The organism is Solitalea canadensis DSM 3403 (assembly GCF_000242635.2).
GTDB lineage: Bacteria > Bacteroidota > Bacteroidia > Sphingobacteriales > Sphingobacteriaceae > Solitalea > Solitalea canadensis.
This window is the reverse complement of record NC_017770.1, coordinates 1183714-1198103: the sequence shown is the minus strand read 5'-3', so window position 1 is coordinate 1198103 and position 14390 is coordinate 1183714. Positions and strand designations below refer to the sequence as shown.

The following is a 14390-nucleotide window of genomic DNA, read 5'->3' as shown; positions in this document are numbered from 1 at the left end:
CAGCGATAATGCTCACTACTTAATGAGTTAAAAAATGAACAAGTCAGTCTTTTATCATGCGGGATGTCCGGTTTGTATTAGTGCAGAGCACGACATTATTAACCTGATTGGTGCCAACAATGTAGAAATTGTGCATTTAGGAGAAGACAAAGGCAGAATTGCCGAAGCAGAGCTTGCGGGTGTAAAATCGGTGCCTGCCCTGCTTACTCCTAATGGCCATGTGCTTCATATAAATTTTGGGGCTTCGATGGCTGATGTAAAAAGCTGAAGTAATTAGCTGCAACCGGTTGCTAAAGCCGGTTGCTTTTTATGTTGAACTTATTAAACAAAAACTGTATTTATGAAATGAAAAACTATAGTAAAAATGAATAAGTCACCCTTCGATCTTTCGCACCAAAACTTAACGGTCGACAGCAAAATTGTTGCTGCCCTTGAGAGAATTTCGCAAGCTTTCAGGGTATTGCTTTGGAATGAAAGCAAGGAGTTATCACTGAGTCCGATTCAAATACAGGTACTGATATTTTTGTTGTACCACAGTGACGAAAAAAGAAAGGTGAGTTACATGGCTCATGAGTTTAACATGACTAAGGCGACTATCAGTGATTCCATCAAATCACTGGAACAGAAAGAATTGATCAGCAAAGAGTATGAACAACATGATACCCGTAGTTATATCATACACCTTACTCCGAAGGGAAAAGAACTTGCCGAACAAACGGCTTTGTTTACCAATGAAATACAAACTCCCGTTAACAAACTTTTACCCGACGATAAGGAGAATCTGCTGTTAAGCTTACTGAACATTATCAGTCATCTTAATAAAACTGGTGTTATTACTATTCAACGAATGTGTATGAGTTGTCGTCATTATAAAACCAACTATAATGGTGAGGCTCATTTTTGTGCATTGCTAAATACGAAGCTGGAAACCTCAGAATTACGGGTGGATTGTCCGGAGCATGAACTAGTAAAATGAACCTACTAATTGAAAATATTTCACATATCAAATGCAGCATGGAAATACCTGTGCACATTGTCATCGAAACTTCAGCAGTAAAAAACTAATAAGGCCATTCCGATATTAAAACCGAAATAGCCTTAAACAATTGCAACACATTTTATATTAATACACAACTTTTCCGAGCGTGCGGTCGAGTTCAATTTTGGCGGTTTGATATTCAAAGACCGCTTCCAGGTAGTTGATTTGGGCTGTTCGCAGCGCCAATTCGGCATCCACTAATTCTAAGCGAGATGCCACGCCTCGTTCATAGCGGTATTTGGTGATCGAATAACTGGTTTCTGCTGTATTTTCAACATTCAACTGGGTTTGGATCCTTTTGGATGTCTCCAGCAATGAAGCCAGTACACTTTTCACTTCGGTTTTAAGTTGAGCCTGAGCGTTGGTGTAAATCACGTGCGACTGGCGTTGTTCGATCTGCGCTTGCTTTACCCTGGAAGTATTGGCAAAACCGGTAAATAATGGAATTGAAACCTGCGCGCCAACAAAGAATACCGGAGGCCAGCTTGCACTTCCGAATTTAAAGTCATTTGCTTGGGATTGTAACTGATACTGGCTCACCAAATTAAGTGAAGGCAATTTTGCTCCTTTTGCAACATCAATTTGCTGCTGACTAACATCCCGATTCAATGCCAAAATCTGCAGGTCAGCGCGTTGTGTCAATGATGCTTTGTATAATTCCACTTCTGTAGGGATTACATCTGCCGGACTGTATACTAAAGAATCTTTCAGGTTGATGTTACTGCTCGTTAACGAATCAAGTCCGGTAAGAACGCCTAATTGTTGTTTACTAACTTCAATGGCATAGGTTAAACGTAACACATCCGGTTCCAGGTTTTTCATGGATGTATAGGCCCTTAATGTATCTACCAACAATGCTTTCCCCTGTGTCAATAATGAACGCGAATCTTCCAGCGCTTTTTTATTACGTTCTACACTTTCGTTTTGCAGGCGTAAACGTTTTTCCAGCACCAAAATCCTCAAATACACTTGTTTAACATCCGAAACTACATCTACCTCCCGATCACGATACTGCAATTGGGTTTGCTTTTCAACCAATTTCGAGCGTTTCAGCTCTGGCGATGCATTCGGGTTAAAAATTGGCTGTGATAAAAATGCCTGGGCACCAATCTGATCCTCACCTCCTACTCGTCCATAATTAATTTTATCGGGTGATATAGCGTCAAAGCCAAAGAAAACCGGTTTTTGAAAATAATGTTGGTACTGTCCGGCAAGGCCAATCGTAGGTAAAAACTGACTTTTAGCAATACGCGTTTGCTGTTCCGATCTGCTGATGGATAGTGAATCAACTTTTAGATCTCGGTTATGACTTCTGGCCAATTCAATCACGTCTTTTAAAGTTAGTGATTGATTAGGCAAGGACTGTGCTTCTACCAATGTAGTTGCGAGTCCCAGTAATATTAATATAATCCAGGCGACTATATGCGCCGTATTTATCTTGTTCATTTTGTTTATTTTTTATGTTGAAGGAGTTTTAGCTGTTGTATTAATTTACCCCCTAGCCCCTCTCAGGATAATAACTTTATTGACAGTAGCGTCAAAATATTACGTTTTGAGCATTAGCCAATGCTCTATTTTGCTTAGTCGCTTTCCGCGAGACTTACTTTTTTTCTGCAGCGAAAAAAAGTAAGCAAAAAACGCCGCCGCTGCGTACAGTTCTTCCATTGTTAATGCTAGAACTTAACTCAACTTTGCCGAACTGTACAAGGCGGAGTTTGCACATTTTTTATCCGTGAATTCAAAACACTGTCATAATTCTAAGCCTATATAGTCTCAAGAGGGGAACCCTTATCAACGTAGTTGAAAAATTCCCCTCTTGAGAGGGGTTAGGGGTGTGTTCCTTTCGAAAAAACTCTTTCAACTCATCACACTGCCTCTTTCAATTCAGCAGGTTCATGTTCAGTTATTATTGATTTTTTATGTGCCCTTGAGAAATAGGAATAAATAGCAGGAATAACATAAAGCGTTAAAACTCCGGCGAAGATCAAACCTCCTACTACCACAATACCTAATGACTGGCGGCTTCCTGAAGCGGTTCCTAATGACATGGCGATTGGTAGGGTACCAAATATCATGGCCAAAGTGGTCATCAAAATTGGTCTGAACCTCGACACGGCTGCTGTCTTTACTGCTTCTAAAACCGACTCCCCTTCTTCCTTGCTTTGGTTCGCAAACTCAACGATCAGGATACCGTTTTTGGTGATCAACCCAATGAGCATGATGATACCAATCTGACTGAAAATATTGATCGACTGATCGGTAAAATATAAACTCAACAACGCTCCGGTTAATGCCATTGGAACTGTCAGCAGAATGATAAATGGATCTATCAGACTTTCAAATTGAGCAGCCAACACCAAATAGATTAGCACAATGGCAAATAAGAATGCATAAACCAAACTTGAACTGCTTTCGGCATAATCGCGGCTTTGTCCGGCAAGTGCTGTACTGAAACCTTTCGGTAATTCTTTGGCCGTAATATTATCCAGCTCCTTAATTGCTTCTCCCAAGCTTACACCTGGTGCAGGTGTTGCCGAAATAGTCGCGCTATAATTTTGGTTGAAACGATAAATGGCAGGTGGACTGATTCCATCTTTCAAGGTAACCAGGTTATCCAACGAAACCATCTCACCCGATTGTGCTTTTAAATTAAGCGAACGCAAATCATAAGGCGCTGAACGCTCTTTCCGGTCCAATTGTCCGATTACCTCATACTGACGGTCATTGTAGATAAAATATCCATAACGACGACCACTTAAAGCCAGTTGTAATGTTCTTCCGATTTCTTCAGTCGATATACCCAACTGAGCGGCACGACGTCTGTCAATGGAAATACTAATCTCCGGACGGTTAATTTTAAAGTCGGGATCAGGGAACATCAGTTTGTTGCTCGAGTAAACTGAGTTCATCAGTTTAGGCATCACATCTACTAATTCTTTTAAGCCAGGTGCCTGAATTACGTATTGTACAGGTTGGCTATTTCCATAACCTCCGATCGTTGGCAACTGAATTGGGATTACTAACACATTACGGAATCGAGGTGCAGCAGCAGCTAATTTTTGATAAATCTGCGCCTGGGTTAACCCACTTTTTCGGTCTTTAGGATCTTCCAGGAAAATCCATTGAAAACTACTATTAACCGGTAAAGTCAGATTTCCACTACCTGCGGCAATAGCTGCATAAGTGCGATCGCGATTTAAGTCAGGAACAGAATCACTAACGTAATTTCCGATCTCCTTCATACTGGCTTGCATACTCTCAAAGGAAGTTCCTTCCGGAGCAATAACTGCTAATCCGATCATTGAACGATCTTCAAGCGGAGCTAATTCTGAAGGAAGCTTTGGGGCCAACCAGTAAGCCACACCGAAAGAAAGTAATAAGATCACAAAACCTAACCAGCGTACTTTAAAGAACGCATTTAAAGAGCGGGCATAAGCATTATTCAACGCTTCAAACCAAGGTTCGGTTTTACGATACAACCACCCATGAGCCGTTCCCGCTTTCAATAAATAAGCGCTCATCATTGGCGATAAGGTTAAGGCCACAAATGCGGAAATCAATACCGAGCCGGCTACCACAATGGCAAACTCTTTAAACAATCTTCCCGTAATGCCCCCTAAGAACAGAATCGGTAGAAAAACTGCGGCCAGTGTTACGGTAGTAGAGATAACTGCAAAGTAAATTTCGGTAGATCCTTTTTTTGCAGCTTCAACCGGATGCATTCCCTTCTCTACCTTACTGTAGATATTTTCAAGGACCACAATCGCATCGTCCACTACCAAACCAATAGCCAGCACCAATCCCAGGAGTGTAAGCACATTAATGGAAAAATCGGCGATGTACATAATGAAGAACGCGGAAATAATAGACACCGGAATGGCCACCAATGGTATTATCGTACTTCTCCAGTCGCGCAAGAAAATAAAGATGATGATTGATACCAGTACAAAAGCAAGTATCAGGGTTTCTTCCACTTCCGAAAGTGAATTTCGAACTGGAACGGTAAAGTCCTTCCCTAGAGCAATTTCGTATTCCTTAGGAGCGGTTTTCTTAATTTCCTCAAATCGTTTTTTAAACTCTTCAACAATGGCCAGAGAGTTAGCACCGCGTTGTGGCATTACTCCGGTACCTACCCCATATTCGGCAGTTTTACCATTGTAGATGATCATTGCTGTACGCTCATTTTGTGACGACATTACAGCGGTTCCAATGTCTTTGAATCGAACTATTGCACCATCCTTTTGGCTCAGAATCATGTTGTTGAAATCATCTTCATTAACCAAACGACCTTCGGTACGTAAAGAAACTTCGGTATTTTGACCTTCGATCCTACCGCTTGGTAAGTCAACATTCTCACGTTGTAATGCTTTCTGAATATCTGAAGGTGTTAATCCATAAGCAGCCATTTTCACCGGGTCCATCCGTAAACGCATTGAACGTTTACGTCCTGCATAAGAATCGACCAAACGCACGCCGGGAATCGATTGTAAACGTTCTTTAATATTGATGTTTACAAAATCGGTTACATCTTCCAGACTTTTCGTTTTACTCTGCACCGTTAGGAATACCAGGAAGTCGGCCGGACCAGCTTTTTCAACAATGGTTGGCTCTATGTCGGTTGGTAGTTGCTGGCGCGATTTTGAAACTTTATCGCGAACATCATTCGCAGCAGCTTCTAAATCTGCATTCAGGTTAAATTCCACCGTAATCACACTCACCTGCTCACGCGAAGTCGATGAAATAGCTCGGATTCCATTTGCTTCAGCAATTGCTTCTTCCAATGGTTTGGTTACCTGCGAAGCAATAATATCTGCACTCGCTCCCGGATAAACAGTGGTTACCGTAACGATAGGCGAATCGGTAACAGGGTATTCACGGGTTCCTAAAAAGGAGTACCCAACAATACCGAATAATATTAGTAGAACTGACATTACTCCCGCCATTACCGGACGGGAAATGCTCAGTGTTGATATTGAACTCATGTTAGTTTGATAGATAAATTAGGGATCATTTAATAGAAACTAATTGCACTTGTGAACCTGGAGCTAACCGCAACATGTTACTTACAATAAGTGTATCGCCGGCTTTCAAACCTTTAGTAATATGCACCGAATAAGCATCACGCTGTCCGATTTCCACCGGTTTTATAATTGCTTTTCCGCCTTGCGAAACAAATACACTATAGCCTTGCGATGACGGAATAAGTGCCTGATTAGGAATCATGATGGCATTGGCCGAAGAATTCAAACGAACTTTTAATCGTGCACTTTGTCCGGGTAATAATTCTTTATTGGGATTATCACTTACAGCTCTCACCAATAAACTTCGGGTAGTGTTATCAACACTTGCCTCGCGTGCAATAACCTTTGCTTGGTAAGGTTTAGCTGTTGATTCAACGGTGAAACCAATTGCATCACCAATGTTTACCGTACTGGTGTATTTTTCCGGAATGGAGAAATCGACCTTAACCTGACTATTGTCTTCAATGGTTGTTAAAGCTGTTCCTGGCGAAACCAATGCACCACGATAAATATTTACAATACCAATACGGCCGTTAAATGGTGCTCTGATGGCTGTTTTATCAATAGTTACTTTGATTTGCTTGATCTGCGCTTCCAGTACTTTTAAATTGGTAAACACCTGATCGTAATCTTGCTGCATTACCGCCTGATGGTTGATCAGATCTTTTAAGCGTTGTTCGTTAAGTTTAGCTAGTTTCTCTTGTTGTTGTAGTTGCTCCAGTTGAGCTCGTAAATCGGCATCGTCTAATTTGAATAAGATAGTTCCTGCGTTTACGAACTGACCTTCCTTTGCGTAAACATCCGTAACCTTTCTGCTTAGCTCACTCATTATGCTTACACTTTGTTTGGCTATTAATGTTCCCGAAACTTCCATTTCATCATTTAATGTTTCGGATCTTAACACCTGAGCATCTACAGGTGTACCCGGCTGACTGACAGCCGCTTTATTAATGGTGTTTGCGTTTCCTTTTGATGTGCATCCAGAAGCCACCAATGCAAGGGCTAATGATACTAATGCAATCGCTGCAATAGATCTGTATGGGTTAAAGCGTTGGTTTTTCATATTAATATATTTAAATGTATCGATATAATATTGCGTAATTGTTCGTTTTTTGTTAACTGTGCTTTGTTTTTATAATTAGCGAAAGGCCTTATTCAACTAATTATAATCAACATAACTTTGGGAAATGGATATTGTTTTAAGAAATGTTAGATATTTTTAAATATTTATATATTTATAATTATCGATACGTTTGGGCAAAAAATTTTAGACCTTCAGGTCGGTCAAAAATTTAGTATAATCATCTATTACTTCATTGTTTAAGCGGTACTTTACACTTCTCCCCTCTTTTTCAGAAATAATCAAATCAGCATCAACCAATTGTTTAAGGTGGTGTGAGATGGAAGGCTGAGCCAGGTCAATAATGTCACCGATCTCGGTACAATACAGACAGGTTTTCTTCTTGCTTACCGATTGCAAAATTTTAATACGACTTGGATCACTAAGTGCCTTCGATATTCTTTCAACTCTTTTTATGTCCATAGCATTAACATATTTATAAATGCAAATGTATTGATAAATACTTAGGTTAAGAATTTATGAGCAGAATGTGACGTATTCTTTACAATTAGATGTTTAAACATGATAATTTATTCATGGTGTAGGGACAAGGCATGCCTTGTCTCTACATCATGGATAAATATTTCGCTGGATAAATGTTAATACAAAAACATCTTCTTTGCTTTCAAAAACAAGCAACAATGACGATAAATAATAAGGAGTATAGAGTTTTAGCAGATCATCTGCTTCTACCAACCAATAATTATATTTTTCAGTATCGCCCAATACATATTGATAAATGGTGAAGAACAACTCTTCCGCTACAGTTTGCAATCTAGGTTTCCAGTTGTCATTTACCTTTCGGTGTTGTGCTATCGTCAGAAAATCATCTCCGGGAACCCACGGTTCAACATAAGGTATTAATTCATTATATCTTTTATTAAGCGGAACAAGATGCAGTCGCTCACATGCTCGTGCCATAAGTGTATTATTTGCGGAAGAAAGGGTGTGGTTCTCTATTAAAATCCGTAGCACATCATTATATAGATTCGTCGAAGCCTTACGATGAGCAAAACTAGCTTCTGTTGCCCCAAAATCTCCATCAAAACCAAACCGTAGATCATATAGATTATTCAGGCTTTGCAAATAGCCATTGATATAACCGATCTGGTAATTCTTCGTATTAAGCGACATATCTAAAAAAGTATAAAAGGTTATTTAATAGCATTTCAACTATTTAATACTAACGGTGCTCCATAGCTTAAGGATTCAGGATCTTTAATGGTGCAACCAAAAATCAATTCAGGGAAAAATAGAGAGGGGCTATTAAGATTACTAAATATAATTGCTGAAAATAATGTATACAATACCCACTTCTTGGTATTTTTCTACTTAGGATTTGAAGTTAAAAATCACTTCTCAGAGCACTTAAAACATGTTACATTGATAATTTAACTACCTAACAATTCGCAACTACTACGATATAAATCTTCACCTTCTTCCCCTACTTTCATTCCTGTTTTCTTTATTGATATCCTAATTTCAATGGTTCTGCAAAATTCGTTCGCTATGCTTTATCGATTCAAAATTTAAACCAGGCGATTATTGTAATTACATTTCATAGAATTCTGGAAATTATTTATAACCCTTATATTGGCAGCCATAAGAAAAAGCACTGTGAAAATTTCCAGAAAAACCTTTCTAATTCAATCGGGCATTACTGCCGCCGGAATTGCTCTGATGCCCAACGCATTGTTTGCCAAAACAACTAAAAATGCAGGCTTACAACTTTACAGTTTGAGGGACTATTTACCATCTGATGTAAAGGGTGTTATTGAAAAAGTGGCCATTTCGGGCTATAAAGAAGTTGAAACGTATGGCTATGACCCTGAAAAAGGTTTTTGGGGATTAACTCCTAAGGAGTTTAAAACTTTGTTAAAGGCAAATGGCTTAACATCACCCAGCGGCCATTACGGAATGGATCATTTGTTTGCTGCAGCTAATTATGATGAACTAAAAAGGGCGGCAGAAGCGGCTGCAATTGTTGGTCAAATGTATGTAACAGTTCCTTTCCTGCAAGAAAAGGAAAGAAAAACAGTTGACGATTTTAAACGAATTGTAGATAAAATAAATAAAGCAGCGGTGATTTGCGAGTCCGCGGGGTTGAAACTTGCCTATCATAACCATGATTTTGAATTCACAACCATTGATGGCACTTACCTCTATAAAGAACTTTTAACCAGCACATCTTCCAACGTTTATTTTGAATTGGACTTGTATTGGGCTGTCCGGGCAGGACATGACCCTGTTCAATTATTTAAAGACTACCCGAAACGTTTTGTAATGGTACATGTGAAAGACATGGATAAGGTAACTCCAAACCTAAATACTGAAATCGGAAGTGGTTCTATTGATTTTAAACTGATTATTAATCAGGCAATCAGGTCGGGCGTGCAGCATTTCTTTGTAGAGCAGGAGAATTTTAAAATTGATCCTTTTCAAAGTATAAAGCAAAGTGCTGATTATGTTCAATCGACTTTGCTAAAATAGGATTATATTTACTTTACGATCTAATCTAAGAAAATGAACTATCTGAAAACGCTCTTGTCCATTCCTCTTGGCTTTGTGTTGGCAGTTAATCCAACGCAATTAATGGCACAACAAACAGCTAAACCAGCGACTGTACAAAACTATCTTTCTTCAGCAGAAACCATTTCCATTGGAGGCATCAATTATCAATTGTCGTGGAGCAGCAATCCCAACAATAGCTATTACAAGCAGGAGTATTTACCGAAAGGGCAAAAAGCTGAAAAATATACCGAAATGCTTTTGCTGGAAGTCGTTAAAGGAAACATCACAGTTAAACAAGCTGTGAGTTCGCAAATTGAATTAATTCAACAACGAAAAGGGACTGATCCGGTAGCCAATTACAGCGTTATTGAAAATATAGAGAAAAATGAGGTGATTCTCGATTTCTTAATGAGTCAGGATGATATTGTTGAATGGAATGCTTATCGATACAAATTGGTCGACGGGAAAGCGATTCAACTTTTTGGCATGAGTAAAAGAAGTTATGGCAATAGCACCGAGTTCCTTACCAGCCTAAAGTCGGCCAGAACTACCTACATTAACCAGCTGGCAACCGCTGAAGTACCCAAAATCAAGATCCCCTGAAACGATTGTCGTAAATAGCCCTTTGATTTGTCGGTTTCAGCCATTCCTGAAATGAGGCTTCCGATGTATGTTTGTACTATATCAATCAAACAAAAAAAGTAAACGTAAAAAGCTAAACAATATGAATACCTCAGAAAAAACATTGATCACTGTTAAAGCAACTGTAAACGCTCCTGTTGAAAAAGTTTGGGAATTTTGGACTCAACCTGATCACATTACAAAATGGAATTTTGCGTCAGACGACTGGCAGTCGCCATGGGCCAAAGCCGACTTACATGTAGGGGGTAAATTTTCGGCACGAATGGAAGCTAAAGACGGCAGTTTTGGTTTCGATTTCGGCGGAACTTATGATGTGCTAGATACGAATAAGCACATTGTTTATACCATTGATGATGGTCGGAAAGTTGACATTAAATTTGAAAGCCAAGGCAACACTACAGAAGTTATTGAAACATTTGAAGCGGAGTCGGAAAACCCAGCAGAATTGCAGCAGCAGGGCTGGCAGGCAATTATGAATAACTTCAAAAAATACGCAGAATCGAAGTAATAATTTAATAAAATGTAATTTTTTAAGCAGATAATCGGATAATTTCCGATTATCTGCTTATTTTTTTTACAGAATAGGAACTTATTTGAATCTTATCAATCGAGTTAAATCCATAAAATACTGAGTAGACCAAATAGCTACTACTGAAGGATCGGGTATAAACCTAACGATATCGTCTTTTATCTGCTCTACTGAAACGCTTTTAATTTTTTCTTGAAGCAAATTCATGATCTCCTGCTCGCTTATTGTATCCTTTGACCAATCTCCACTATCCATAGCTCTCTTCAAGAAGTGATCAAGGTTTAACGGAATTCCTTTTCTTATATACCATTCCAAATCATACCAATCTCTTCCCTTTACCCTATTCTTCCATTTACGAAACAGTAAGGCATGCATTTTTCCGGCAAATAAATCAGCTGCAGTAAAACACTTAACATAAAAAGAAAACGGTTTTAAGAGTAATCTTTCTTCAGTCTCAAAGCCAGATGGCGGATTGGTATCTACTTCCAGTTTAATTTTAATAGCAACCCTTTCATTCACTTTATTTTGAGGGGTAATACCCTCTAATATTAGTTCTTTCCACAGGGTTTCCGACTTTAAGAAAGCAGACTCTATATTAGTAACCACCGATTTCTCCTTTTCACGAATTGACACCTGCATACCTAATGCATCAAACTCAGTAACTATTGCATCCAGGTATTTATCCAATGAAAAATCAGCTTCAGCTTTTAATAATGAAAAATCCAGATCTTCAGAAAACCTGTTCAAACCATAAAATATACGCAGAGCAGTGCCTCCGTAAAATGCTGCTTTTTCGAAAAAGCCCGCCCTATTTAATCCAGCAAGCGCAACTTCCTGCATAATCTCTCTAAGTGCATGAAATGCTTCCTCCTTATTCTTAACCTGGTATGAATCACATGATGATTAGGTACCAAGGATGCAGCTATCATCACCAAAATCAATAACATTAAAAGCAATCAGAAGAAAAACAAGAAGTCTATTTTTCATGAGTTTATTTCATGGCAAAGGGTGGATGCAAAAGAACTCAATCAACTCATTTTCAATAATTTAATTTACTAAATTATTACTAAAATTGATAGAAGTAACTTATATTGTGTAGTGTTTTTTCTGGTCATTATGGACGACATCATTACCTGGTTAACAAAGTACTCTCCGCCTATTGTTTTTCTGTTGGTAATTGGAGCTATATTTATTTATCTGGTTAAATTGATTACGGAGAAAACGATTTCAAATGAGTTTGATAAGCATAAAAAAGTGTTCGAACTTGACCTTGAAAAACGGTCGAATTTTGAAGAAAAAATATTGATGGATCGTTATCTCATGATCCGTGAGCTACAGACAAAGATTGGTATTGTGCTAACTAATCTTAAACGTGTTAAGAATGGCACCAAGCTGGAAGGCTTTATTGTAAATAATGATATTGTACCGCTTACAGAGGTTTTTGAAAGTTTAGCTGTTAACAAATACCTCATCACCGATAAGTTTCACCGTATTTTCTGGGAACAATCACAAATCGCACTTCAATTTGCTAATGAAACGAACGAAGCCAAAATGAAGGAGCTTGGAGATAATTACCTGAATCTTGTTGATGAGCTTTACAAGGAGATGAATGAGATGTTTGAGTTGGATAAAATCAAATGGAGGAAATAGTTTGATTTTTATATCTGAAAATTAGTTAAGTCTTAATCCATTAAAAACATATCTGTTTTTACGCTTTCTGACTTTTTTAAACTTTATAAAAGTAAAAAACTATAACGGCTTAAAGCTAATCAGGGCATATCAAATAATAAGTATTCCTTATCAAGTCAATACTGGCAGTAAACTTTTCTTCTAAGGTTATACAGCAAAACTGGATGATTTTGCTTGTAGTTATGTTTTATGTCGGTCTGAAAGACCTTGGTTTTATTTGCAGTCTTAAGTCTCGCCGCGCCAAGACATAAGATATGCCCTGGCAACAGGGTTCATTTGAATTAACTAATTAGTCCTAATCGATTAAGAATAATACCCCCTATTAATAAAACAAGAGGTAGAAGCATTGATATCAAAAAGTAGGTAAGAAAAAGCTTGCCTTCTTTGGAAGGATATCTTTTCAGTAACTCCTTGTACCTGTAATTATAAAATATTAGAAAGTAATTCAATAAAACACAAGGTAGAGCATACGACACTACGAACGTTAAAATGTTTGCCATATATTCAGGGAGAAAGTTAAACTCAACATCATAGAAATAATATCCAACAATGTGCTTCTGAATAACTGTCATGATTAACGAAAAGTTATATGCCATTGCTGTTGACATGAAAGCGAAGCTTTGTAAAGCCCAACTGTTCCTATTCTCTGGTCTTGACTTTGCCCCCTTTATAAGATCTACCCAAATTCTGTAATACAATCCCAACATTAAGTTTATCTTTTTATTGTAAATATAATTCTGTTATTAGTTGCCACTATATAGATCTCCCTCGTTGGTAACTCCTATATCATTCATCTTCTGACTCCATTGTGCCTCAACTACATTACTTGTTGTTGGAGTATTGAAATTCTGCATTTCATATATCGAGCTATAAAACTGAGACCATGTTTTGCCATATTGAATTCCTTGGAACTTCTTTTTCTACCTCAGTTGCGCTTTGAACAGGAGGATCGCTATCAAGCATTCCTGCAGGGTCAACCAATCTCACTGGATTACAGCAAAGGAAAGTAAAAACAGTATTTTATGGCGATAATTGTCTGTTGAAGAAAATAAAGGTTAGTGCTTTAACTTGGCTTATCTCTGTAACTTCTCTATCTGTTCTTTTGATAGCCCTGTGGCTTGTATGATTGCGTCAATCGTTAAACCTTGATTGATTAAGTTTTGAGCAATATTTTTCAATTTTATCTCCGATTCTTCAGCCATTTCCTTTTTCTTATCTTCCGATTCCTTCAACTGGCTTAGTAACAATTTAACCTGGGTAAAAGAAAGATCATAACGGTTATCCACATCAATTTTATCTAAATAGCCTTTGTCTTTAAAGCTCATATAGTCGGTTTCGGAAATAATAAGGTGATCGATCACCGGAATTTTTAAGAACTTACCTATCGCCATCATTTGCTCTGTGACACTATAATCCGAATCCGATAGCTCAAGGATTCTGATTTCTGTTCTTCGGTAAGTCTGATGTTCATAGCGATAAAGATATCAATTTGAAGGGAATTGAATTTTTATTGAATGAAAAATTGTTGGGATAAAGTGGAGCTTTTCAGACTGACTCAGCTATTTTAGGTATTCAGTTAAACGTTATTTAGGATTAAATACGGTAAAAAAAGATTTCTGACTGGGTAAAAAATATAAATCGTTATCTCAAATGCATGATTCAATGCTAATGCTTTAATCCCGGTCAGAGACCTTTGCTTTATTTGCAGTTGTAATTAGCCTGTAGGCGGGCAGATTACGATCGAAAATTAAACACCAACTAAGCATGTAGAAGGCGCATCAGGTCCCATGTTTGGACGAGGGTTCGAATCCCTCCAGCTCCACGGATTAAAAAAACACC

Annotated in this window: 13 protein-coding genes; 6 read left to right on the top strand and 7 right to left on the bottom strand. The window is 38.2% G+C overall.

Features of this window, described 5'->3' with window-relative positions; genetic code table 11:
* Positions 1–34: 34 nt before the first annotated feature.
* Together SOLCA_RS04965 and SOLCA_RS04960 are read left to right on the top strand one after the other, a co-directional pair.
* Complete coding sequence (locus tag SOLCA_RS04965) at positions 35–268, top strand: hypothetical protein (RefSeq protein WP_014679352.1); 234 nt, start codon at positions 35–37, stop codon at positions 266–268.
* Positions 269–364: 96 nt separating this feature from the next.
* Complete coding sequence (locus tag SOLCA_RS04960; RefSeq protein WP_014679351.1) at positions 365–976, top strand: MarR family winged helix-turn-helix transcriptional regulator; 612 nt, start codon at positions 365–367, stop codon at positions 974–976.
* A 147-nt stretch (positions 977–1123) separates the two neighbouring features.
* Here the strand turns inward: SOLCA_RS04960 and SOLCA_RS04955 are convergent, their stop codons facing one another.
* From SOLCA_RS04955 to SOLCA_RS04935, 5 genes are all read right to left on the bottom strand, one after another.
* A complete protein-coding gene (locus SOLCA_RS04955) occupies positions 1124–2485 on the bottom strand; it encodes a TolC family protein (RefSeq protein WP_014679350.1) in 1362 nt (453 codons plus the stop codon).
* Positions 2486–2904: 419 nt separating this feature from the next.
* Positions 2905–6021: an efflux RND transporter permease subunit gene (locus tag SOLCA_RS04950; RefSeq protein ID WP_014679349.1), complete on the bottom strand. Its 3117-nt coding sequence runs from the start codon at positions 6019–6021 to the stop codon at positions 2905–2907.
* A 25-nt stretch (positions 6022–6046) separates the two neighbouring features.
* Positions 6047–7123, bottom strand: a complete 1077-nt coding sequence (locus tag SOLCA_RS04945) for an efflux RND transporter periplasmic adaptor subunit (RefSeq protein ID WP_014679348.1) — start codon at positions 7121–7123, stop codon at positions 6047–6049.
* A 204-nt stretch (positions 7124–7327) separates the two neighbouring features.
* Positions 7328–7603, bottom strand: coding sequence for an ArsR/SmtB family transcription factor (locus SOLCA_RS04940; RefSeq protein ID WP_014679347.1), 276 nt, complete (start codon positions 7601–7603; stop codon positions 7328–7330).
* 147 nt (positions 7604–7750) lie between these two features.
* A complete protein-coding gene (locus tag SOLCA_RS04935; RefSeq protein WP_014679346.1) occupies positions 7751–8314 on the bottom strand; it encodes a hypothetical protein in 564 nt (187 codons plus the stop codon).
* A gap of 483 nt (positions 8315–8797) precedes the next feature.
* On the opposite strand from SOLCA_RS04935, the gene SOLCA_RS04930 reads away from it, so the two are divergent.
* From SOLCA_RS04930 to SOLCA_RS04920, 3 genes are all read left to right on the top strand, one after another.
* Entirely contained in the window at positions 8798–9670 is an 873-nt protein-coding gene (locus SOLCA_RS04930) for a sugar phosphate isomerase/epimerase family protein (RefSeq protein ID WP_014679345.1), read from the top strand.
* 33 nt (positions 9671–9703) lie between these two features.
* Entirely contained in the window at positions 9704–10294 is a 591-nt protein-coding gene (locus SOLCA_RS04925; RefSeq protein WP_014679344.1) for a hypothetical protein, read from the top strand.
* A gap of 121 nt (positions 10295–10415) precedes the next feature.
* Complete coding sequence (locus tag SOLCA_RS04920) at positions 10416–10841, top strand: SRPBCC family protein (protein WP_014679343.1); 426 nt, start codon at positions 10416–10418, stop codon at positions 10839–10841.
* Positions 10842–10922: 81 nt separating this feature from the next.
* On the opposite strand, the gene SOLCA_RS04915 is transcribed toward SOLCA_RS04920, so the two are convergent.
* Entirely contained in the window at positions 10923–11702 is a 780-nt protein-coding gene (locus tag SOLCA_RS04915) for a nucleotidyl transferase AbiEii/AbiGii toxin family protein (RefSeq protein ID WP_014679342.1), read from the bottom strand.
* A gap of 276 nt (positions 11703–11978) precedes the next feature.
* Between SOLCA_RS04915 and SOLCA_RS04910 the strand changes: the two genes are divergently transcribed.
* Positions 11979–12512, top strand: coding sequence for a hypothetical protein (locus SOLCA_RS04910; RefSeq protein WP_014679341.1), 534 nt, complete (start codon positions 11979–11981; stop codon positions 12510–12512).
* 1112 nt (positions 12513–13624) lie between these two features.
* Here SOLCA_RS04910 and SOLCA_RS04900 read toward each other — a convergent pair.
* Positions 13625–13987: a JAB domain-containing protein gene (locus tag SOLCA_RS04900; RefSeq protein WP_281048061.1), complete on the bottom strand. Its 363-nt coding sequence runs from the start codon at positions 13985–13987 to the stop codon at positions 13625–13627.
* Positions 13988–14390 lie beyond the last annotated feature (403 nt).

Bases quoted from the DNA above. Each gene is read 5' to 3' on its own strand.
- SOLCA_RS04965 (WP_014679352.1), top strand. From the start codon at position 35: ATGAACAAGTCAGTCTTTTATCATGCGGGATGTCCGGTTTGTATTAGT.
- SOLCA_RS04960 (WP_014679351.1), top strand. From the start codon at position 365: ATGAATAAGTCACCCTTCGATCTTTCGCACCAAAACTTAACGGTCGAC.
- SOLCA_RS04955 (WP_014679350.1), bottom strand. From the start codon at position 2,485: ATGAACAAGATAAATACGGCGCATATAGTCGCCTGGATTATATTAATA.
- SOLCA_RS04950 (WP_014679349.1), bottom strand. From the start codon at position 6,021: ATGAGTTCAATATCAACACTGAGCATTTCCCGTCCGGTAATGGCGGGA.
- SOLCA_RS04945 (WP_014679348.1), bottom strand. From the start codon at position 7,123: ATGAAAAACCAACGCTTTAACCCATACAGATCTATTGCAGCGATTGCA.
- SOLCA_RS04940 (WP_014679347.1), bottom strand. From the start codon at position 7,603: ATGGACATAAAAAGAGTTGAAAGAATATCGAAGGCACTTAGTGATCCA.
- SOLCA_RS04935 (WP_014679346.1), bottom strand. From the start codon at position 8,314: ATGTCGCTTAATACGAAGAATTACCAGATCGGTTATATCAATGGCTAT.
- SOLCA_RS04925 (WP_014679344.1), top strand. From the start codon at position 9,704: ATGAACTATCTGAAAACGCTCTTGTCCATTCCTCTTGGCTTTGTGTTG.
- SOLCA_RS04920 (WP_014679343.1), top strand. From the start codon at position 10,416: ATGAATACCTCAGAAAAAACATTGATCACTGTTAAAGCAACTGTAAAC.
- SOLCA_RS04915 (WP_014679342.1), bottom strand. From the start codon at position 11,702: ATGCAGGAAGTTGCGCTTGCTGGATTAAATAGGGCGGGCTTTTTCGAA.
- SOLCA_RS04910 (WP_014679341.1), top strand. From the start codon at position 11,979: ATGGACGACATCATTACCTGGTTAACAAAGTACTCTCCGCCTATTGTT.